At 70.7% G+C, this 19596-nt stretch carries 20 protein-coding genes; 12 read left to right on the top strand and 8 right to left on the bottom strand.

Annotation, left to right across the window (positions count from 1 at the left end):
* Nucleotides 1-52: 52 nt before the first annotated feature.
* Together AXW62_RS28640 and AXW62_RS28635 are read left to right on the top strand one after the other, a co-directional pair.
* Nucleotides 53-1279 carry an MFS transporter gene (locus tag AXW62_RS28640; RefSeq protein WP_252368775.1) on the top strand — a complete coding sequence of 409 codons (1227 nt, stop codon included), beginning with the start codon at nt 53-55 and terminating at the stop codon, nt 1277-1279.
* Nucleotides 1272-2204, top strand: coding sequence for an alpha/beta fold hydrolase (locus tag AXW62_RS28635; RefSeq protein WP_060947063.1), 933 nt, complete (start codon nt 1272-1274; stop codon nt 2202-2204). Before AXW62_RS28640 ends, AXW62_RS28635 begins: the two co-directional genes overlap by 8 nt.
* A gap of 129 nt (nt 2205-2333) precedes the next feature.
* Here the strand turns inward: AXW62_RS28635 and AXW62_RS28630 are convergent, their stop codons facing one another.
* Nucleotides 2334-3173 (bottom strand): fumarylacetoacetate hydrolase family protein, encoded by an 840-nt coding sequence (locus tag AXW62_RS28630; protein ID WP_060947062.1) that lies wholly within the window; start codon nt 3171-3173, stop codon nt 2334-2336.
* Nucleotides 3174-3283: 110 nt separating this feature from the next.
* Between AXW62_RS28630 and AXW62_RS28625 the strand changes: the two genes are divergently transcribed.
* The gene (locus AXW62_RS28625; protein WP_030841952.1) at nt 3284-3778 is read left to right on the top strand and encodes a VOC family protein; all 495 of its coding nucleotides are present in this window, start codon (nt 3284-3286) and stop codon (nt 3776-3778) included.
* 251 nt (nt 3779-4029) lie between these two features.
* Nucleotides 4030-4833 (top strand): IclR family transcriptional regulator, encoded by an 804-nt coding sequence (locus AXW62_RS28620; protein WP_060947078.1) that lies wholly within the window; start codon nt 4030-4032, stop codon nt 4831-4833.
* A gap of 97 nt (nt 4834-4930) precedes the next feature.
* Here AXW62_RS28620 and AXW62_RS28615 read toward each other — a convergent pair whose 3' ends face one another.
* The 4 genes from AXW62_RS28615 to AXW62_RS28600 all read right to left on the bottom strand — a co-directional run bounded on the left by AXW62_RS28615 (nt 4931) and on the right by AXW62_RS28600 (nt 7401).
* A complete protein-coding gene (locus tag AXW62_RS28615) occupies nt 4931-5305 on the bottom strand; it encodes an antibiotic biosynthesis monooxygenase family protein (protein WP_030841958.1) in 375 nt (124 codons plus the stop codon).
* 321 nt (nt 5306-5626) lie between these two features.
* Entirely contained in the window at nt 5627-6241 is a 615-nt protein-coding gene (locus AXW62_RS28610; protein ID WP_060947061.1) for a TetR/AcrR family transcriptional regulator, read from the bottom strand.
* A gap of 259 nt (nt 6242-6500) precedes the next feature.
* On the bottom strand, nt 6501-6836 hold the full coding sequence (locus tag AXW62_RS28605; protein WP_214516880.1) for a 2Fe-2S iron-sulfur cluster-binding protein: 336 nt from the start codon (nt 6834-6836) through the stop codon (nt 6501-6503).
* Nucleotides 6823-7401 (bottom strand): pyridoxamine 5'-phosphate oxidase family protein, encoded by a 579-nt coding sequence (locus AXW62_RS28600; RefSeq protein ID WP_060947059.1) that lies wholly within the window; start codon nt 7399-7401, stop codon nt 6823-6825. The genes AXW62_RS28605 and AXW62_RS28600 overlap by 14 nt, the downstream gene beginning before the upstream one ends.
* 106 nt (nt 7402-7507) lie before the next feature.
* Here AXW62_RS28600 and AXW62_RS28595 point away from each other — a divergent pair, with 106 nt between their 5' ends.
* The 3 genes from AXW62_RS28595 (at nt 7508) to AXW62_RS28585 (ending at nt 10272) form a co-directional block, all read left to right on the top strand.
* Entirely contained in the window at nt 7508-8758 is a 1251-nt protein-coding gene (locus AXW62_RS28595) for an NAD(P)/FAD-dependent oxidoreductase (protein WP_214516879.1), read from the top strand.
* Between the two features lie 465 nt (nt 8759-9223).
* Entirely contained in the window at nt 9224-9556 is a 333-nt protein-coding gene (locus tag AXW62_RS28590) for a hypothetical protein (protein WP_030841977.1), read from the top strand.
* A gap of 239 nt (nt 9557-9795) precedes the next feature.
* Nucleotides 9796-10272 (top strand): DUF6098 family protein, encoded by a 477-nt coding sequence (locus AXW62_RS28585; protein ID WP_060947057.1) that lies wholly within the window; start codon nt 9796-9798, stop codon nt 10270-10272.
* A 360-nt stretch (nt 10273-10632) separates the two neighbouring features.
* Here AXW62_RS28585 and AXW62_RS28580 read toward each other — a convergent pair whose 3' ends face one another.
* Together AXW62_RS28580 and AXW62_RS28575 are read right to left on the bottom strand one after the other, a co-directional pair.
* Nucleotides 10633-11217 carry a hemerythrin domain-containing protein gene (locus AXW62_RS28580; RefSeq protein WP_280142949.1) on the bottom strand — a complete coding sequence of 195 codons (585 nt, stop codon included), beginning with the start codon at nt 11215-11217 and terminating at the stop codon, nt 10633-10635.
* A gap of 31 nt (nt 11218-11248) precedes the next feature.
* Nucleotides 11249-12451: a hypothetical protein gene (locus AXW62_RS28575; RefSeq protein ID WP_060947056.1), complete on the bottom strand. Its 1203-nt coding sequence runs from the start codon at nt 12449-12451 to the stop codon at nt 11249-11251.
* 135 nt (nt 12452-12586) lie between these two features.
* Here AXW62_RS28575 and AXW62_RS28570 point away from each other — a divergent pair, with 135 nt between their 5' ends.
* Entirely contained in the window at nt 12587-13213 is a 627-nt protein-coding gene (locus tag AXW62_RS28570) for a YigZ family protein (RefSeq protein WP_060947055.1), read from the top strand.
* Nucleotides 13214-13442: 229 nt separating this feature from the next.
* On the opposite strand, the gene AXW62_RS28565 is transcribed toward AXW62_RS28570, so the two are convergent.
* Complete coding sequence (locus tag AXW62_RS28565) at nt 13443-14126, bottom strand: GntR family transcriptional regulator (RefSeq protein WP_060947077.1); 684 nt, start codon at nt 14124-14126, stop codon at nt 13443-13445.
* A gap of 556 nt (nt 14127-14682) precedes the next feature.
* Here AXW62_RS28565 and AXW62_RS28560 point away from each other — a divergent pair.
* The 4 genes from AXW62_RS28560 (at nt 14683) to AXW62_RS28545 (ending at nt 19531) form a co-directional block, all read left to right on the top strand.
* The gene (locus AXW62_RS28560; protein WP_079115846.1) at nt 14683-15684 is read left to right on the top strand and encodes an ABC transporter permease; all 1002 of its coding nucleotides are present in this window, start codon (nt 14683-14685) and stop codon (nt 15682-15684) included.
* Entirely contained in the window at nt 15648-16424 is a 777-nt protein-coding gene (locus tag AXW62_RS28555; protein WP_079115845.1) for an ABC transporter ATP-binding protein, read from the top strand. Before AXW62_RS28560 ends, AXW62_RS28555 begins: the two co-directional genes overlap by 37 nt.
* 472 nt (nt 16425-16896) lie before the next feature.
* Nucleotides 16897-18012, top strand: coding sequence for an ABC transporter substrate-binding protein (locus AXW62_RS28550; protein WP_060947054.1), 1116 nt, complete (start codon nt 16897-16899; stop codon nt 18010-18012).
* Between the two features lie 163 nt (nt 18013-18175).
* Complete coding sequence (locus AXW62_RS28545; protein WP_214516878.1) at nt 18176-19531, top strand: LLM class flavin-dependent oxidoreductase; 1356 nt, start codon at nt 18176-18178, stop codon at nt 19529-19531.
* The last annotated feature ends 65 nt before the right edge of the window (nt 19532-19596 follow it).

Raw genomic sequence — 19596 nt, 5'->3', positions numbered from 1 at the left:
GACCTTGGCCCGATACCCCGCAGACCTCACAGCGCGGCCACACGCGCACCGCGTGCTCGCGGTCGGCGCCATCGCGTTCGTCTACACCGTTGTCATGGCGGGCGGAACCCTGACGATCCCGCTGTACGTGCTGTGGGCCTCGCAATTCGGCTTCGGGTCGCTCACCACCGTGGTCGTGTTCATCGCCTACGTCGTCGGAGTCGTCGGCACCCTGCTCGTGGCCGGTTCCCTGTCCGACGCCGTGGGACGCCGTCCCGTTCTCGCGCTGTCGCTGGCCCTCACGGCGCTGAGCACTGTGGGATTCGCGCTGGCGGACGGCCTCACGGTCCTGCTGATCTCGCGTGTGCTGAGCGGCGTGGCGACCGGGCTCATCACCGCGACGGCAACGTCGGCGATCGCGGAACTCGTGCGCGGGCGCAGGACGGCAGCCGTGCTGAGCACCGCGGCCAACGTCGGCGGCCTGAGTCTCGGCGTCGTCGCCGCGGGCGTCCTGGCGCAATGCGTCACGGCACCGACCCACACCGTGTTCTGGTGTTACCTGGCGACGTGTGCCGTCGCCGGCGTCGTCTGGCTGGTCATCCCCGAGACCGCGGACAAGACCGCGGGCCGATCGGTGCGCTGGCAGCCTCGTATCCGCCGCCCGGTCCTTCCCGACGGAGCAAGCCGGGTGCGGTCCTTCGTCGCCAGCGGCGTGCTCGTCGCGGCCTCCTCGGGCGTCAACGGGTTCTTCTCCTCGCTGGCTCCCGCGTTCCTGCGCGACGACCTGGGCGTGTCGAACTTCGCCGTCATCGGCCTGGGCGTCGGCACGCTGTTCATCAGCGCACTGCTGGCGCAGACCGTCACGCCCGCGGCCCTGGTGCGCCGCGACATCGGGACGGCCCTCCTCGCCGTGGGGATGATCGTCATTGAGGCCGCACTGTGGACCCACTCCGCGCCGCTTTTCATCGTCGGCACCGTCTTCGCCGGCGCGGCGGTCGGAACGCTGTTCCGACACGGTCTGAGCGTGACCGACGCACTGTGCGATCCCGGCAATCGAGCCGAGCTCACTGCCACCTACTTCTTGTTCCTCTACTCCGGGCTCGTCGGTCCGGTCCTGGTGCTCGGTCTCGCCGATCAGGCCGTCGGGACCCGGGCCTCCAGCACCATGCTCGCCGCTCTCGTCGTGTCCACCGCGCTCGTGGGCCTCGTCCTCGGCCGACGCACCGAATCAACCAGCACACCTGACACCTTCAGCCGACCGTCAACACACCGCACACCAGTGGAGGAAAATCATGAATGACCCCGCAAGCGCCCCCCGCGTCTCCGGCAACCCGGTCCGCGACCTGCCGCTGCCCGACCTGGCCGGTTTCACCCACCGTTGGGTCGACGCGGGCGGCGTCCGGGTTCACGTGGTCCAGGGCGGTCAGCCGGACGGCCCGGCCGTCGTGCTGCTCGCCGGGTTCCCGCAGACCTGGTGGGCATGGCGCAAGGTGATGCCGAACCTGGCCGACCGATTCCACGTCATCGCGATCGACCTGCCGGGCCAGGGCCACTCCGAACGCCCGGACATCAGCTACGACACGCACACGGTCGCCGCGCACGTCCACGCCGCGGTCAAGGCGCTCGGAGTCCCGGCATACTGGCTGGTCGCCCACGACATCGGCGCATGGGTCGCCTTCTCCCTCGCCTTGACGTACCAGGACCAGCTGCGTGGCCTGGCGCTGCTCGACGCCGGCATCCCGGGCATCACACTCCCTGACGCCATTCCGACCGATCCCGAGCGGGCGTGGAAGACCTGGCACTTCGCCTTCCACCTCGTGCCCGACCTGCCCGAGACACTGCTCGCCGGCCGCGAACGGGAGTACGTCGGCTGGTTCCTGAAGGTCAAGACCCTCGCCCCCGACACCTTCGACGACGCCGACATTGAGCAGTACGCCGCGTCCGTGGCCGCCGACGGCGGTCTCCGCGCATCCCTGGCCTACTACCGGGACGCCCCCGAGTCGGCGCGGAAGAACCACGAAGCGCTGGCACAACAGCGCCTGAGCGTCCCGGTCCTCGGGATCTCCAGCAGCCACGGCTCCATCCCCGACATGGCAGCTTCCATCAGGCCGTGGGCCGACCACGCCACCGGGATCGTCGTGCCGGACGCGGGACACTTCATCCCCGACGAACAGCCCGATGCCGTCGCCGCCGCGCTGACCGACTTCCTCACCGAAGACGATTGAGACTCAGCGGCTTGGCGGTCGACGTCGGTGGGGGCCCTGGAAGCAGGCGCGCACGGCCCCTGTGGATCGTGGAGTCCGCCACCCTTCGAGATCCGCGAGGGTGGCGGCTCCCCACCATGGGGTGCGCCATCAGACCTGGGCCTCCCTGACGCACACGTTCACCGTCTCGCCCAGGCCCTCGACGACGGTGCGCAGGGTCTGGCCTTCCTTCAGGTAGACCTTGGGGTCACGGCCGTCGCCGACCCCACCCGGGGTGCCGGTGCAGATGACGTCGCCCGGCAGCAACGTGATGATGCCGCTGACATACGCGACGATGTCGGCGATGCCGAACAGCAGGTCGGACGTGCGGGAGTGCTGCATCACCTCGCCGTCCACCTCGCAGCGGATCTCCAGGTCCGGCTCCTTGCCGCCGAACTCGTCGGCGGTCACCAGCTGGGGACCGATCGGGGTGGTCCCCTCGAATGTCTTGCCGGCCAGGAACTCGCGGGTGCGCCGCTGGTATTCGCGCACCGTTACGTCGTTGGCGACGCTGTAGCCGGCGACGAAGCCCAGAGCGTCGCTCTTGGGCACGTGGCGGGCGGCCCGGCCGATCACGAACGCCAGCTCCGCCTCCCAGTCCACCGTGTCGCTGACCTTCGGCAGGGTGATGGGGTCGTGGGCGCCGATGAGGGAGCCGTCGTACTTCGCGAACAGGGTGGGATACCGGGGCGTGTCCCGCCCCATCTCCTTGATGTGCGTGGCGTAGTTCAGGCCGAGGCAGATGATTTTGTTCGGGTGCGGCACCACCGGGGCGAAGTCGGCCTCGGCGTCGGCCAGGCGCTCACCACCGGCCCCGGCGGCCGCCTCGAGCCAGTTCTCGCCCGAGTTGAGCAGGCCGCTCACATCGGAGTGGGGGAGCAGTACATAGGACTCCCCGTCGCGTCTGGCCGCCCGGGTTCCCTCGGCCGTTCGCAAAGTAGCAAGTCGCATGCCTGCACACCTCTTTCTTCATTGACCGTTGTCCTCGCCGATCGTACGCTAGTTGCGAAATGCAGGATAGGTGTCCTGCTAAGTGAGACAAAAGGGAGAGGGCGGCGGCGATGGCTATCACCGGACTCGGTCACACCGGACTGTGGGTGTACGACCTGCCGAGGATGCGGGACTTCTACGAGCGCGTCATGGGCCTGACCGTGACCGACGAGGACGAGGAACTCCAGATCGTGTTCTTCAGCGCCCGGCCCGATGAGGAGCACCACGAGTTCGTCCTGCAGACCGGCCGCACGTCGCCCATCGGCGACAAGCAGCAGCATCAGATCTCCTGGCGTGTCGCATCGCTGGAAGACCTGCGTACCTTCCACCGGCGCTTCGAGGAGGAGGGCGTCAAGGTGCAGCAGGAGGTGACCCACGGCAACGCCTTCGGCATCTACTTCTTCGACCCCGAGGGCAACCGCAACGAGGTCTATCTGCGCGTCGAGCGCGACGTCCGCCAGCCCTTCCGCAAGTCCATCGACTTCGGCCTCTCGCCCGAGGAGATCTACGCCGAAGCCGAGCGACTGCTCGCCGACGGCGGTAACGCCTACCAGCCCGTGCAGTAGCTCCGCGGACGACCGCCCACCGGCCCCCTGCGCATCCCCGCCGGGGGCGGAACACCGCCACCGGCCGGGCGCCGGACACTCTCCTCATGCCCGACGGCGACCGGCTCGTCCCGTGGCATGCGCGGGGACCGGCTGACCGGGCCGATCGCACTCCCCGTGGACACGTTCCGCGCGCCGCGGAAAGCGGCATGCGGGCCGACGCCCGGGCGGGCGTGAGAGCGTCGTTCCCCTACCCGGCTAAGATGTCCTGCATGACAGGACGCACGTCAGACACGGCTGCTCCGACTGGGCAGTACCGGGAGCGCAACTCCACCGCGGACCGGGCGCTGGACATCCTCGGGCTGTTCTCGGAGAGCAAGCTCTCGGTTTCCGGCCAGGAAGTAGCCACCGCCCTGGGCACAGCTCGCTCGACCGCGTACCGCTATCTGCAGAGCCTGGTCAGGAACGACTTCCTGGAGGAGGACCCCGGGGGTGGTTTCCGGCTGGGCATGCGCGTCCTGGAGCTGGCCCGCCTGGCGCGGCGCGGGTACGGTCTCTCGGAGATCGCCCTGCCGGTGATGGAGCGGCTGCGGGACACGGTCGGTGAGACGGTGCTGCTGACCCGCCGTGCCGGAGGAGCCGCGATATGCGTGGAACGCTGCGAGGCGCAACACCCGGTGCGGATCTCCTACGAACGCGGCAGTGTGCTCCCGGCCAATGCCGGTGCCTCCGCCCTGGCGCTGCTGGCGTGGCTGCCGGAACAGCAGTGCCGTGAGCTGTTGGCCGCCCAGCGCCTGCAGCGGTTCACCGCACGCACCATCACGGACATCGACGTGCTGATGGAACGGCTCGCCCAGATCCGCGAGGACGGGCACAGTGTCAGCCGGGGCGAACTCGACGTGGACATTCTCGGCATCGCGGCCCCGGTGTACGGACCCTCCGCAGGCGTGATCGCCGCCGTGAGCGTCGCCGCGCTCGAACACCGCGTTCCCGACCGCCGGCTCGGCGAGGTGGTCGCGGCGGTCCGTCGCGCCGCCGAGGACATCAGCGGTCAGTTGGCCGTGGTCGGCGACTGACGACACCCCGGCGAGCGCCCAAGGCCCGGCCGGCGGGCGGCATCCGCGTCCCGTCTCCGGACGTGGCGGTGTCGCTCCGGGCCGGCCGGGCCGCGCGTCATGCGACACACACTCCCGGAACCGCCACGGCACGCGTGACGACCGGCTGCGACAGCGAGCCGTCCGGGTAGAGCGTCAGCGTGCCCTGGAACTCCTCGCGCGCAAAGGCGTCCTTGAGGGAGGTCAGGGTCTCCCAGACCGCCACGTTCGTCAGGACGCGGCTGTCCGCGGTGCCCCGGTACAGCTGCGCGGAGACGAACCCGGGCTGCGCCTTCATGATCAGGGAGTCCTGGCGCCAGACGTCGATGACCTCGTCGACCTGTCCTTCGGGAGCGAGGAAGGTGTTGATGAGGGTGACGGGCCGGCCGTCGTCCGGCCCCTGCAGCTGTGCCAGGAAGGGGGTCGAGCGGTCGAGATCGTTGAGCTGGATCATGCGAACTCCTTGATGGTGGATGGTCGGATGTCGGGCGAGTCGGTCATGAGCCCGGCGAGATCGTCGGGTGCGATGAACGAGGGGTGAGGAGGCGGCCCCAGCTGAACAGCCCCCTGGCGCGAAGACCCGGCCACGGGCTCGGGGCGGGCAGCCCGTCGCGCCGCACCCATCACCCGAGGGGGGAACAGCGGGGCGCGGCGTTCCTGGTGGATGTCGCACCGGCCGGTCCGGACCCCGTGCCCGAAAGCGGGCAGCCGGAACCGGGGTCGGCCCCGGAGCCCACCGGACCGGACAGTGGGCCGATCGGATCGGCTTCGGCTCTTACCGTGTGATCGGGGGCGCCGGCTTTCCGCGCGACATCAGTACGGGCAGCAGCACCCTGTCCACGAAGAACCGCTGGTCGTCAGCGGAGAGTGGTTTCCGTTGGACCACCCCACGCGCGAGCGCGTGCCCCAGGACCAGGTCGAACAGCACATCGGACAGCTCGGCGTCGTTGAGTTCGCCCCGGCCGATGGCGCGCTGCACGACGTCTCGACAGTTGCGGCGCATCGGGGCCAGGGCGCCCCTTCCCAGCACGTCGGCGATGGCGGGTTCCTGCTGCGCCGCCGCCAGGAGGCTCACGAAACCGGGAACGTCCTCCCGGGCAGTCAGCTTGGCCACCAGAGCCGTCAGCGCGATGAGATCCTCGCGCAGGTCCCGGGCCGCGGAAGACAGCTCTGTGACGGATGCGGAACGGTCGAGCAGCGCCGCGCAGACCAAGGCGCACTTGTCGTCCCAGCGCCGATAAATGGTGGTCTTGCTGGCGCCGGCCCGAGCCGCCACCGCGTCGATCGACAATCGCTCATAGCCCACTTCGTGCAGCAGCTCGTGCGTGGCCTTGATGATCGCCGCCGTCCGTGCCGAGGCGCGGCCGGGACGTGCTGTTTCCTCGGGCATAGTGCACGTAACCGTATCCTTCGGCATGACCTGCGGCAAGCACTGGATACGTGGTGCACAGCGGGTGAACAACTTCCAGGGGTCTGATGTGTACGGGCATGTATCGATGGCGGGAAGGTCAGTCGGCCGGCCGGGCTCGCGCATTCCCTGTGGCGCATGGGATGACGGGATCGCCTACGGGCGCCGGTCCCCAGCCCCGCGCGGCGGTACCGAGAGCTGATGAGGGGAGGCCGCCTGCCGCCCCGCGCACCCTCGGCCATCAGATCTGGTCGGCGGGTAGCCGTACGACCAGTCCGTCCAGAGCGGGGGAGAGGGTGATCTGGCAGCTCAGCCGACTGAACTCGGTCGGATCCAGCGCTGCTTCCAGCATCGCCTCCTCCACGTCCGACCGGGGATCCAACCGCTGATCCCATGGTGGTTCGACGTAACAGTGGCAGGTCGCGCATGCGGCGATGCCGCCGCACTCGGCCAGGATTTCCCGGATGCCCGTACGGACGGCCGCCCGCATCAGGCTCTCTCCGGCTGTTCCGGAGCACTGACGGGCGGAGCCGTCCGCGCCCACGAAGGTCACCGCGACCATCTCAGGACCCCCCACGCGGGGAAGGTACGGAAGGGCCGGTCATGGGATAGGCGGTCAGTTCGCTCACCCGCTTACCGTCGTCACTGAAGCGGACCTTGGTGCGGAACATCATCCGGACCCGGTTGTCCTGCCATACGCCGTGGACAGGGTCCACGCGGAAGAAGACCTGACGCAGCCGCACCCCAGCCCTGCGGAAGTTCTCGTACATGCCGGAGTCCTTGAGCCAGGCGAACTGCTCGTGGCTGAGCCGCAGGACGCGCTCGATCTCCTGGGGGTCCTCGAGGAAACTCGCCCGCCCCGTGACCTGGACGTGTCGCGCCTCGGTACGGCCGGCGAAGCCGTCGGCGGGCAGGTGGGCCACGGTGTAGCTCACCCTCCCGTCGCGCAGGATGTTCGCGTACTTGCGTGTGTAGGTGAAGGTGTGCAGGTAGGCCGTCAGCCCGTCCCCGACGAAGTGCATCATCGCGGCCGAGGGGAAGCCGTCCTCGTCCAGCACCGCCACCGCTCCGATCTCCTCCTCGCGCAGCAGGGCGGCAATGGCCCGCGTCGCGTCGTCTGCGGTGGGTTGGGTGGATGCCATGGAGTCCTCCGAAGATCAATGTGTACGGGACCGTATCGCGAGGAATCCAGATGGGCAATGGATTGGCGGCCCCTAACGAAAAAATGTGTACGGTATCGTCTCGATCGTGAAGCATTACGATGTGGTCATCGTCGGCGCCGGCCACGCCGGGTGCGCCGTGGCGACGCACCTACGCGAGTACGGGTTCGACGGGACGATCCTGTTGATCGGAGAAGAGCCCGTCCTGCCCTACCGGCGTCCGCCGCTTTCGAAGGCACGGCTCACGCCGCATGCCGAACCCGAGCCTCTCGAGCTGTATCCCGCCTCCGTCTACGCCGACCGGCGCATCGAGCTCCTGCTGGGCAGCAGGGTGGAAGCGGCTGATGTCCACGCACGTTGCGTCGAGCTGGCGGACGGCACACGGGTCGGCTGGCGTCGCCTGGTGCTCGCCACCGGTGCTGCGCCCTCGGTCCCTCCCCTGCCGGGAGTGGAGCTGCCGCAGGTCCACGTGTTGCGGGACCTCCAGGACGCGGCCGGACTGGCTGCGGCCTTCGGGCCACGCCGACGTCTCGTTGTCGTCGGGGGAGGCTGTCTGGGCCTTGAGGTGGCCGCCACGGCCCGCGGATTCGGGACCGAGGTGACCGTTGTCGAGGCTCGGAGCCAGGTCGTGGCTCGGGTGGCCGGCGCCGAAGTCGCTTCCTTCCTGGAGCGGTACCACCGATCGCAGGGTGTTGTCGTGCGGACCGGCGCTCAGGTGCAGGCGATCAACGGCATGCGACAAGGGCGGACGGCAGCGGTTCAGCTGTCGGACGGAACACAGCTGGAGTGCGACGCCGTCCTCCTGGCCGTAGGAGCGTCCCCGCGTGACGCACTGGCCGGCCGAGCCGGCCTGGTATGCGACGGCGGCATCCCCGTCGATATGACAGGAGCCACCGCCATCGCCGACGTCTACGCCATCGGAGATGTCACCGTGCGCCCCGTCCCCCAGTACGGCCTCCGTACCAGGCTGGAGAGCGTGCACAGCGCCAACGAACAGGCCCGCCACGCCGCCGCGGCCATCTGCGGCGCAACTCCGCGCAGGCCCGAAACCCCCTGGTTCTGGTCGGACCAGTTCGATCTGAAGATACAGATCGCAGGACTCAGAGCAGAAGCGGACACCGCGGTCGTTCGCGGAGAGCCGCGGCGTCCGGGATTCGCGGTCTTCCATGTGCGGGGCGACCGGCTCCGCGCGGTCGAAGCCGTCAACGCTCCCCGGGAGTTCGCGCTGGGGCGCAAGCTCATCAGCGAGGATGTGCCCGTGTCCGCTTCAGCCCTGGCGGACTCGGCTGTGCCCCTCCGTGACGCGGTTGTCCGGACGGACACGTCCCCGCCCGGATGACCCTCCTGTCCGGCGCGGATCGCGCAGACGAGAGCCGTGGCGCGGTGACACGGTCTCGTGAGCCGCTCAGCTGGTGCCCGGCGGAGACACACCGCTCTCTCAGCTGGTGCCCGGCGGAGACTCACCGCCGCGGGCCGCCGCCCGGCGCCGCGCACACCGCCTGTGCCCACCCCGGTCGGCCCTGCTGTCGTGGCCCGGCCCGCCCGGCGGAACCGAGGCCGTATGCGTCCTCATGTCCCCACCCGAGTGATCAGCCGACGCACGGGATGACCTCGCGGAAACGGCGGATCGGCGGACTCGGCCGAGGGCCCCATACCGCCGGATGCGCGCCACGCATCCCGGACGACGCCCAGGAGACGCATGCTGGTTATAGGGGTGGAAACGGGGGGAACCCGACCGCTGCGGTCGGTGGTACACGAACCGCGGATCGCGTCCGACCGAGGGGGCGGAAGGAGAGAAAGAGACATGCCCGCAGGATCCAGCCGTAAGCGTGAACGGCAGTACGAGCACATCAAGGAAGGCGCCGAGCAGCGCGGGGCGTCCACCGGCCGGGCGAAGGAAATGGCCGCCCGCACCGTGAACAAGGAGCGCGCCCGCTCGGGAGAGTCCAAGACCGCGAGCAAGACCTCCACACAGGACCGCAAGTCGGCGCCGCAGCGTGGCGGCCAGCGCTCCGGCAACCGGACCGGCCCCAAGGGCCCGACCCGCGACCAGCTGTACAACGAGGCCAGGCAGCGGGGCATCGAGGGCCGCTCGAACATGACCAAGGAGCAGCTGGCCAAGGCTCTGGGCCGCTGACGCGAGAGACGCCGCCCTCCCCGTGGGAACGCGGGGCCGGGCGGCGTTCGTCGCGGCGTTCGCCCATGCGGTGTCTGCCCGTGTGGTGTCCGCGCGTGTGGTGTCCGTCCGTGTGGTGTTTGCCCGTGCAGTGGCCGTGCGTGCGGGGTCTGCCCGTGCGGTGTCCATCTTTGTGGTGTCCGCCCGTGCGGCCCGGGAGGGTGATTGACGGAGTCGGCGCCGGGTACTCAAAGGCGATCATGGCAGGCCAGACACTTCCCACCTACACCACGCTGGATCAGCTCGTGGAGCTGATCGAGGAGGGGCCCGCGGTCTTCGTCCGCTGGTCCCGGGGACCCCAGGCCGACCTGGAGGGCAGCCCGGTCAGCCGGGACGGCCTCACCGGCATGGAGATGCCGGGCCTGTCGGCCAACCCGCTGGTCTTCGAGGAGTGGGCGAAGGACCTGCCCACGGCCCTGTGGGTGGCCCGGCGGCTGTGCGACTACATCCACCTGCGGGACGACGACCGGGGCCCCGATGACGTCCACCCCTGGGTGCTCAAGGGGGAGGAGATCGGCCGGGGGCCGGACAACGAACCCCTGGTGCGCGATGTGGAGCCCGTCGCCTGGATCGCCGACAGCGTGATCGCCGAGGCCGAGAGGATGGTGGCCCGCCAGAGTGGCGAGTGGGGGCCGCTGCACCGGCCGACCCGGTTCACCCGCGGGAGCAAGGGGTGAGGGGCGCCCCGCCGTCGTCGGCGGGGCGCACAAGCACGGAACACCGCGTTGGGCGCGGGACGCCATGTCGGAGCATGGGCCCAGCACCGCCCGGGCGCCGTGCCGAGCATGGGCCCCGCGCTGGGCACTGTGCCGCAGCGGGGCACCACGCTGGGCACTGGGCCGGAGCACGGGCCCAGCACCGCCCGGGCGCCGTGCCGAGCATGGGCCCCGCGCTGGGCACTGTGCCGCAGCAGGGCACCGCACTGGGCACTGGACACTGGGCCGGAGCATGGGCACCGCACCGGGCACTGTGGGTGCCGGAGCCCAGGCCCAGCACCCGGCACTGTGCCCCGGCCCGTCCGGCCGGGGCGGGGCCGGTCAGCCCTCCTTGCCCATGGCTTTGCGCACCGTGTCACGGGCACGGTCGATCGTGGCGGCCATCGGCCCCAGCGCGATGTTCTTCGCCGCCGTCTCCACGCCCGGGTGCGGACGGGTCGGGGCCACCGCCTCGGCCGCCCTGACCGCCTTGGCCATGGTGGCGAGCTGCCCCGGGTCGGTGTGCCGCCGCAGCTGGATGAACTCGTAGCGCTCCTCGGCCCGCGCATGCGCCATGACCTCGGTGCGCAGCTCCATGAGCAGCGGCAGGAACCCGGGGTCGCCGGTGTCCATCCCGTCGAGCCGGCTGAGCTTCTCCTTGGCCTGTTTCTCCTCCCGCAGACGGTCTTCCACCATCCCCTCGCCGCCGTCGAACGAGCGGCGCGCCACGGGGTGGACGACCTCCTCCTCCGCGGTCTCGTGGACGGCCAGCAGGCGGACGAGCCTGCGGAAGGCGTCCCGCCGCTGCTCGCCGGTGGCCCGCTCCACCTCGTCGAAGAGGTTGCGGATGTCGCCGTGCTGGCGCATCAGCAGCGCCACCACGTCGTCCTCGCCGCCGATGGCGCCGGATCCGGATCGGTCTGCCACGATGTCTGTCCTCCGTAGGGCCGGGTATCGGTCAGTCGTGTGAGCGCAGGGACGGCTCGGGGTGCTCACCTTCGGTCTCCAGCCGGTACTCCCGGCCGAACATGTCGCGGTGCTGCTCCATCACCCGCTCGCTCGGCGGCCGGTCGCCGTCGTTGAGCAGCGCCTGCATGGCCTGGAAGCGCTCATGGGCCTCGCGCACATAGCCGGTGCCGAGCGTGGTGAGGTCGATCTGCGTGGCGAGCAGTTCGCGGACGTACCCCTTGTTGGGCTCGAAGGTGAGCACGTTCGGCAGCTCCGGGGCGACGACCTCCTCCGGCTCCCGGCCGTCGTTGCGGCGCATCAGGTCGCAGGCGATGCGCAGATGCTCCAGCTCCATGTTCAGGTGCAGCTCCCAGATGGCCTTCACCTTGGGGTCCGGCTCCTGCTCCATGAAGGAGTAGTAGAGGTAGCACTCGTTGTACTCGTGGTTGACCAGCTGCTCCCACCAGGTCTCGCCCGGGTCGACCAGGGATTCGTAGTGGGTGACGTGCTCCTCCTCGATCAGCCCGATCTCCTGGTAGAGCTGCCGGGCGATCGGTTCCATGTACTGCGGGCCGACGTTCAGGTAGAAGTTCATGGTCTGCTGCTCCGCCGACATGATGGTCAGCGCGTGCAGCTTGGAGAGCGGGTCGGTGCTGCTGCGGTCGTAGGGGTCGCGGACGTTGTCCCTCGGGTCGCGGTGGTGGTACTTCGTCGGCCGGCCCGGCATGATCTCCGTCAGCCCCTGGACGATCTCCTCCGCCTTGCGGTGCTCGATCATCTCGTAGAGGTTGGCGTACCGGTACAGATGGTCGAAGTCCTCCAGCAACCCGAACTGGTACGCCTGCCGCAGATACGGATCCGGCTCCATCCGCGCCACCCACGCGGTCAGGTCCACCGCCACCTGCTCATAGGCGATCGTGGTCTCCAGCACCGAGGCCACCCCCGGCAGCAGCCAGTTCACCGCCTTCTGCTGCTGCGCCTCCACCGCCCGCGTCTGGGCCAGCTGCCGCCGCACGTCCTGATCCGGACAGTGGCGGGCCATGTGGTGACTGAAGAGGACCGCCTCGATCTCGATACCGTTCATCGTGATGATCCGGCAGCGCGTATAGGGGTCGCAGCGATCCGGGTCGATCGGCTGAACATCCAGCTCACGCCAGGTGCGCATCTGGCGGTCGAGCGGGATGCCACGCTGCTCCAGGGGGTTGAAGGGCATGCGGGCTCCTCTGGGGGTGGGAACCAGATCCGTACCCGTGATGTCCGTTCCGCTGCCGCGTGCGGTGGCTTTACGCCCGATCGGCGGTGGCACGCGCATGACCACCGCGCCGGAGCCGGGACATAGGGTGGCCGGATGCAGGAGCGCTACCGGACGGTCGCACGCGAGGGCGTGCACGAGACCGAGATCAACAGATCACGCTTCCTCTGCACGCTCGCGCCCGCCGCGACCGAGCAGGAGGCGCAGGACGTCGTCCAGCGCGTCAGGAAGGAACACCCCACCGCCACCCACAACTGCTTCGCCTACGTCATCGGCGCGGACGGCGGTGTGCAGAAGGCGAGCGACGACGGGGAGCCGGGCGGTACGGCCGGAGTGCCGATGCTGCAGATGCTGCTGCGCCGCGAGGTCCGGTACGTGGTGGCCGTGGTCACCCGCTACTACGGGGGCGTGAAGCTCGGCGCGGGCGGTCTGATCCGGGCCTACGGCGGCGCGGTCGGCGAGGCGCTGGACGCGCTGGGCACCGTCACCCGGCAGCGGTTCCGGCTGGTGACCGTCACCGTCGACCACCAGCGGGCCGGAAAGCTGGAGAACGATCTGCGGGCGACGGGGCGGGCGGTCCGGGAGGTGCGCTACGCCGAGGCCGTGACGATCGAACTGGGGCTGCCCGAGGCGGATGTGGACGCCTTCCGCGACTGGCTGGCGGACACCACCGCCGGAACCGCCGCACTGGAGCTGGGCGGCGAGGCGTACCAGGACATGTGACGAACGAACGCTCCGCGGGCGGGGCAGGCCGCGGCGCCCCGCCGTTCCGGGCGGGGCCCGCAGTTCCGGGCGGGGCCCGCAGTTCCGGGCGGGGCCCGCGGTTCCGGGCGGGGCTTTTCCGTTCATGGCGGCGCTCTGCGGTTCATGGCGGGAGCCCTGCGGTTCAGGGGGCCCTCTGCTTCAGGGCGGGGGTCCTGTTCTTCAGGACGAGCGCCCGGGTTCCGTCTTTTCAGGACGGAGGAGAAGCGCCCCGCAGGCCGCTGCCCGACCGGGCCAGGGCTCCGATGCGCAGGTCCCGGGTGCGGCTCTGATGCTCGATCATGCGGTCGCGGGCCGCCTCCGCGTCGCGGCGGCGCACCGCGTCCAGGATCCCGGTGTGTTCCTTGAGGATCAGCTTGAGGTTGTCCGGGTGGTCGGTGGCCACGGAGGTGTCGGCGTCGTACACCTTCAGCTGGGCGTCCAGACGGTCCATCAGTTCGGCGATGGTGGCGTTGTGGCCCGCCTCGCGCAGCGCCAGATGCCACTCGTTGTTCAGCGCCCGCAGTTCGACGGGGTCCGAGGACGCCGCGCTGCTCTCGTGGACGTGGACGAGGCGGGCGAGGTCGAGTTCGGTCCGGCGGGTGGCGGCGGCCTGCGCGGCCGAGGACTCCAGGGCGATGCGCGCCTCGCAGATCTCCAGGATCTCCTCCGGGGTGCGGGCGCGGACCACATAGCCCCGGGTCGCCTGCCGCACCAGGCCCTCCTGCTCGAGCCTGATCAGGGCCTCCCGCACCGGGGTGCGGGAGACGTTGTACTGCGCGCTGAGGGCCGCGGGGATCAGGACGGTTCCGGGCGGTGCCTGCCCGCCGACGATGCTCTGCCGGATCCGGGTGTAGTGGCCACCCGCATCCCCACCTCCCCGTGAAGTGGTCACGTCCGTTCTCCCCTTCCCGCCGTGCTTCAGGTCGCGCTTCCCGTCGCGTTTCCCCGTCACGCCATGGACTCGATACCCGAAGTCTGCCATTGAGTACATCTGTATACACTTGCTTGCAGCTGAATCCATCTCCGGTTATGGTCTCCTTCCAGGCACGGCCGGGCTCGGGCCCAGGCCGCACGACTCTTCACACGTCCACGGGAGTTCCGGTATGTACCGCGATGCGCAGACGAGGCGGCGTTCCGCCCGCCCGGCGCTCGCGTCCGCTCCCCTTCCGGACACCGGCCTGACGTACCGTCGGCACATCGATCTGATGCGCGTCTTCAGCGCGGGCTGTCGCTGACCCCGCTCGCTTCCCGGCCGTCACGCCGCGGCCGTACGACCCGCGCCTGACGTCCTCCCCCTCGCCCGCCCCGGCGTTCCACCACCGCCGTCCCGGCGCCCTTCGCCAGGACCGCCTTTCGCCGGCGCGGACGGAGGAGTTCCCGCTCCGCCGCGCACCGGCCCGCCACGGCCCGCGGTGCGGCCCGATCAACCACTCCTGAAAGGGAGCCCCATGCCCGAGCAGCCGCTGCTCACCAAGGACCGGGAACCGCGCTCGGATCCCACGGCCGAGGCCGGTCCCCCGAGGGCCCGCGCCATCGGACGACTCTCCATCGGACGACTCGCCAGTGGGCGACTTGCCAACGGGCGACTCGCCACTGGGCGTCTTGCCAACGGGCGACTCGCCACTGGGCGTCTTGCCAACGGGCGACTCGCCACCGGGTGGATCGGCCGGGCACTGCCGCGCACCGGCCGCGCGCTCGGCCCCTGGGTCGTGCCCCTGCTGGTCTTGACGGTGTGGCAGACCACCGCCAAGACCGGTGCCCTCCCTCCGCGGATCCTGCCCGCTCCCGAGGCGGTCCTGCGGGCGGGCACCGACCTGGCCGCCACCGGCGAACTCCAGCACCACATCCTCACCAGCCTGCGGCGCATCGCCCAGGGATTCGCCCTGGGCGCGGCCACCGGCCTGCTCCTGGGGTTCGGGGTGGGGATGTCGAAGGCGGCCGAGATTCTCCTCGACCGCTCCCTGCAGATGGTGCGCACCATCCCGCACCTGGCCCTGGTGCCGCTGATGATCGCCTGGTTCGGCATCGGGGAGGAGCCGAAGGTCCTGCTGGTGGCGCTGGGCACGTTCTTCCCCGTCTACCTCAACACCGTCACCGGCATCCGTGGTGTGGACCCCAAGCTGCTGCAACTCGGGCGTTCCTACGGGCTGGGCCGGTGGCGCCTGGTGCGCGACATCGCCATCCCCGGGGCCATGCCCACCGTTCTGGCCGGTATCCGCTACTCCCTGGGCGTCGCCTGGATGACCCTCGTCGTCGCCGAGACCATCTCGGCCAGCGACGGGATCGGCTACCTCGCCCAGGACGCCCGCCAGCTTCTGCGTACCGACCAGATCGTGCTGGCCATCCTGCTGTACGCGCTGGCCGGCCTGTTCGCCGATCTCCTCACCAGGCTCATCGAAAGGAAGGTTCTGCGATGGCACCCCAACTACCGCCGTCCGGGGTCCCGGTGACCCCCGACCGGGCCGGGGCCCGGCTGTCGCTGGAGGGGGTGGGGAGGCGGTACGGCGACCGCTGGGTGCTGAAGGACCTCGACCTGGAGGTGGAACCCGGCTCGTTCGTCTCCTTCCTCGGACCCAGCGGCGCGGGCAAGAGCACCCTGCTGCGGATCGTCGCCGGACTGGAGCAGCCGAGCTCGGGAACCGCCCGGCTGCACGGATCCGGACCGCGGCCGCCCATGGCACGGATGATGTTCCAGGAGGACCGGCTGCTGCCCTGGCGCAGCGCCGAGGACAACGTCCTGCTGGGCGTCCGGGGCCGCAGGGAGGAGGCGCGCGCCCTGCTGGACGCCGTGGGGCTGGCCGACCGGGGCGATGCCTGGCCCTCCGCGCTCTCCGGCGGGCAGCGGCAGCGCGTCGCCCTGGCCCGCGCCCTGCTGCACCACCCCGAACTGCTGCTCCTGGACGAGCCGTTCGGCGCCCTGGACGCGATTACCCGGATCGCGATGCAGCGGCTCCTGGAGCGCATGTGGCTGGACCAGCCGCGCACCGTCCTGCTGGTCACCCATGACGTGGAGGAGGCGCTGGTGCTCTCCGACCGCGTACTGGTGCTGGCCGACGGTTCGGTCGGCCGCGATCTGTCGATCGACCTGCCCCGGGGGGACAGGCGTGGCCACCCCCGCCTCGTCTCCTGGAAGGAGGAACTTCTCAGGGACCTGGTCGAACCCGCTTCCGCCGCCCCCGGCGCCGCGTGACGAACGGCCGTCACCACGGCCCGCCGCCCATCCGGCCGGTGGCCGGAGCCCCGCCGCTCATCCGGCCGGTGGCCGGAGTTCCGCCCCCACTTGGCCGGTGGCCAGGGCCCGCCGCCACCTGATCGGTGGCCGGAGCCCGCCGCCACTTGGCCGGTGGCCGGAGCCTGCCGTTACCTGATCGGTGGCCAGGACCTGCCGCTACCTGGCCGGTGGCCAGGGCTCGCCGCCACTTGGCCGGTGGCCAGGGCTCGCTGCTACCTGATCGGTGGCCAGGGCCCGCCGCCATCCGACCAGCGGCCGGAATCCGCTGCCACCTGATCGGTGGCCGGAGCCTGCCGCTACCTGATCGGTGGCCAGGGCCCGCCGCCATCCGACCAGTGACCGTAATCCCGCCCCCGCCGCTCGCCCCACCGTCCTGCCACCCCACCCCACCCCGCCCCCCGACGCTCCCGCGAACGTGAAGGACCTCATCGTGACCGCACACCGCACCTCCTCCCGCTCACCCGCCCGAACCCCCCTGCCCGGCGCGCTCCCGCGCCGCGGCCTCCTCGCCCTCGGCGCCGCCGCGGCCCTCGCCCCCGCCCTGTCCGCCTGCGGTGGCAGTGCGCAACCGAAGAGCCGGGCGATCGCCGACGGAGTGCCGGAGAAGCTCCGCTTCGCGGTCATCGGCAGCGGCAAGACCGGGGTGCCCGCGGCCCTGCGCTACCGGCTGAACGGCCTCGACCTCGGCAAGGAACTCGGCGGCACCACCGTCACCTGGCCGGCCGGGTTCACCGCATCCCTGCCGGTGATGGAGGCGTTCTCCTCGGGCAGCGTGGACTTCTCCTTCGCCACCGCCACCGCCGTGGCCTACGCGGTCGGCGGCGGTGTCCCCATCGTGCCGCTCGCCGCCTATCCGCTCCCCGGCGACGAGGTCGAGATCCTCGTCCCGAAGGACTCGCCCATCCGCGGCGCGAGCGACCTCAAGGGCAAGCGGGTCGCCGACCAGAAGGGCACCACCGGCACCTACAGCCTCATCAAGTACCTGGAGACCGCCGGTCTGCGGCTGGACGACATCGAGTACGTGAACCTGCCCGCCGCCGACGCCGAATCCGCCTTCGCCAATGGCAAAGTGGACGCCTGGATCAGCTGGCAGCCCGCCATCGGCCTGGCCCGGGCCCGGCACAAGGCCCGCAGCCTGCCCAAGGTGAAGACCTACGACTACAGCTTCTACGTGGCGAGCGAGTCCTTCGCCAAGGAGTACCCCGAGGCCGTGGCGAAGGCCGTGCGGGTCGTCCGCGACGCCCAGCGCGCCATCAACGCCGACCCGGCCAAGAGCGTCGCGTTCTTCGACAAGATCGGCGGGTTCGGCTCCCAGAGCCTGGAGCGCGAGGTCTATCTGGAGCTGACCCGCGACAAGCGCCTGTCCGACTCCCCGGCCGACGCCCTGGCACCGGTGGACCGCGCGGCCGTCGAGAGCACCCAGGACCTCGCCGACAACTTCCAGGCCCTGGGCGTCTATCCGTCGAAGATCGACGTGGCCGGGTTCCTGCGGGACTCCCGTTTCGACTCGATCAGGAAGACCGTCGCCGCCGAACTGGCGACATGACCGAGCCGCCCCGGCGCCCCGCCCGCACGGCACGGCGGCAACGTCCGCACGACACGGCACGGCGCCCCGCCCGCACGCCCCGGCGGCATCGTCCGCACGGCACGGCGGCAGCGGGCGCCCGTCCGGCACCCAGGGCCCCCGCCCACAGCAGAAAGACCTTGCGATGAGCACTCCTCACCACCAGATGCACCTGGCCGCCTTCGTGACCGCGGGGCCCGGCCGCCCCGGGGGCTGGCGCTACCCCGGCTCCGAACCGGGCTGGCTGTCCGCCTCCTACTACCAGCACATCGGCCGGGTCCTCGAACAGGGCAAGTTCGACCTGATGTTCTTCGCGGACATCCTGTCCGTGCCCGACCGCCTCGGCGGCAGCATGGACAGCCAGCTCCGTTACGGCGCGCTCGGCTCCCTCCGCCTGGACCCGACGCCCGTCCTGGCCTCGATCGCCGCCGTCACCGACCACCTCGGGCTCGCCGCCACGGTCTCCACCAGCTACCTGGAGCCCTTCCCGGTGGCGCGTTCCTTCGCCACGGTCGACCACCTCAGCCACGGCCGTGCGGCCTGGAACGTGGTCACCTCCTTCCAGGACTCCGAGGCCCGCAACTTCGGCAACGACCGGCACATCGCACGCGACCAGCGCTACGAGCGGGCCGACGAGTTCCTCGAGGTCGCCTGCAAGCTCTGGGACAGCTGGGAGGACGACGCCCTCGTCATGGACCCGGCCGCCCCGCTCTTCGCCGACCCCGAGCGGGTGCACCGCATCGACCACGAGGGCCAGTGGTTCAGCGTCCGCGGCCCGCTGAACGTGTCCCGCCCGCCGCAGGGCTATCCGGTGATCATCCAGGCCGGGGCCTCGCCCAAGGGCCGTGACTTCGCCGCCCGCTGGTCGGACGTCATCTTCTGCAGCCACGCCTCCCTGAAGTCGGCCCAGGAGTTCTACCGGGAGATCAAGGAGCGCGCCGTGCGCCACGGCCGCCGTGCCGAGGACATCAAGATCCTCCCCATGGCGACCCCCATCGTCGGCCCCACCACCGAGGCCGCACGCGAGGCCGAACGGCGGCTGACGGACCTGGTGCCGCCGCTGGCCGGACTGTCGACCCTCTCCTACCACCTGGACGTCGATCTCTCCGGGCTGCCGCTCGACGAGCCCTTGCCCGATGTCGACGTACCCGGCGTCCAGGGCCACTACAAGGAGGTGGTGGAGATGACCCGGCGGGACGGTCTGACCCTGCGTGAACTGGGCAAGCGGTACGGCGGCCGGACCGAGGGCGAGTTCATCGGCACCGCCGCCGAGGTCGCCGACAGCATGGAACGGTGGTTCACCGAGGGCGGCTGCGACGGCTTCACCGTGGGCGCCGTCCACACCCCGGGGGCGTTCGAGGACTTCGTCCGGCAGGTGGTGCCCGAGCTGCAGCGCCGGGGCGTGTTCCGCACCGAGTACGCCGGGAAGTCCCTGCGCGACAACCTGGGCCTGGACCGCCCCCGGGCCGGGGCGTGGCGCGAGCGCCGCTACGGCGGCTGACCGGACACCGACCCGGGCGCGGGCGGCCTCCCGCGCCCGGCCCCCCCCTCCGCATGGACGACCAC

Origin of the sequence: Streptomyces hygroscopicus subsp. hygroscopicus (assembly GCF_001553455.1) — a bacterium.
GTDB classification, from domain to species: domain Bacteria; phylum Actinomycetota; class Actinomycetes; order Streptomycetales; family Streptomycetaceae; genus Streptomyces; species Streptomyces hygroscopicus.
Note: the sequence above shows the minus strand (reverse complement) of the source record. Positions and strands in the feature narration are given on the sequence as shown.

Coding starts and splice junctions, on each gene's coding strand:
- AXW62_RS28635 (WP_060947063.1), top strand. CDS start 1,272: ATGAATGACCCCGCAAGCGCCCCCCGCGTCTCCGGCAACCCGGTCCGC.
- AXW62_RS28630 (WP_060947062.1), bottom strand. CDS start 3,173: ATGCGACTTGCTACTTTGCGAACGGCCGAGGGAACCCGGGCGGCCAGA.
- AXW62_RS28625 (WP_030841952.1), top strand. CDS start 3,284: ATGGCTATCACCGGACTCGGTCACACCGGACTGTGGGTGTACGACCTG.
- AXW62_RS28620 (WP_060947078.1), top strand. CDS start 4,030: ATGACAGGACGCACGTCAGACACGGCTGCTCCGACTGGGCAGTACCGG.
- AXW62_RS28615 (WP_030841958.1), bottom strand. CDS start 5,305: ATGATCCAGCTCAACGATCTCGACCGCTCGACCCCCTTCCTGGCACAG.
- AXW62_RS28610 (WP_060947061.1), bottom strand. CDS start 6,241: ATGCCCGAGGAAACAGCACGTCCCGGCCGCGCCTCGGCACGGACGGCG.
- AXW62_RS28600 (WP_060947059.1), bottom strand. CDS start 7,401: ATGGCATCCACCCAACCCACCGCAGACGACGCGACGCGGGCCATTGCC.
- AXW62_RS28590 (WP_030841977.1), top strand. CDS start 9,224: ATGCCCGCAGGATCCAGCCGTAAGCGTGAACGGCAGTACGAGCACATC.
- AXW62_RS28585 (WP_060947057.1), top strand. CDS start 9,796: ATGGCAGGCCAGACACTTCCCACCTACACCACGCTGGATCAGCTCGTG.
- AXW62_RS28575 (WP_060947056.1), bottom strand. CDS start 12,451: ATGCCCTTCAACCCCCTGGAGCAGCGTGGCATCCCGCTCGACCGCCAG.
- AXW62_RS28570 (WP_060947055.1), top strand. CDS start 12,587: ATGCAGGAGCGCTACCGGACGGTCGCACGCGAGGGCGTGCACGAGACC.
- AXW62_RS28560 (WP_079115846.1), top strand. CDS start 14,683: ATGCCCGAGCAGCCGCTGCTCACCAAGGACCGGGAACCGCGCTCGGAT.
- AXW62_RS28555 (WP_079115845.1), top strand. CDS start 15,648: ATGGCACCCCAACTACCGCCGTCCGGGGTCCCGGTGACCCCCGACCGG.
- AXW62_RS28545 (WP_214516878.1), top strand. CDS start 18,176: ATGAGCACTCCTCACCACCAGATGCACCTGGCCGCCTTCGTGACCGCG.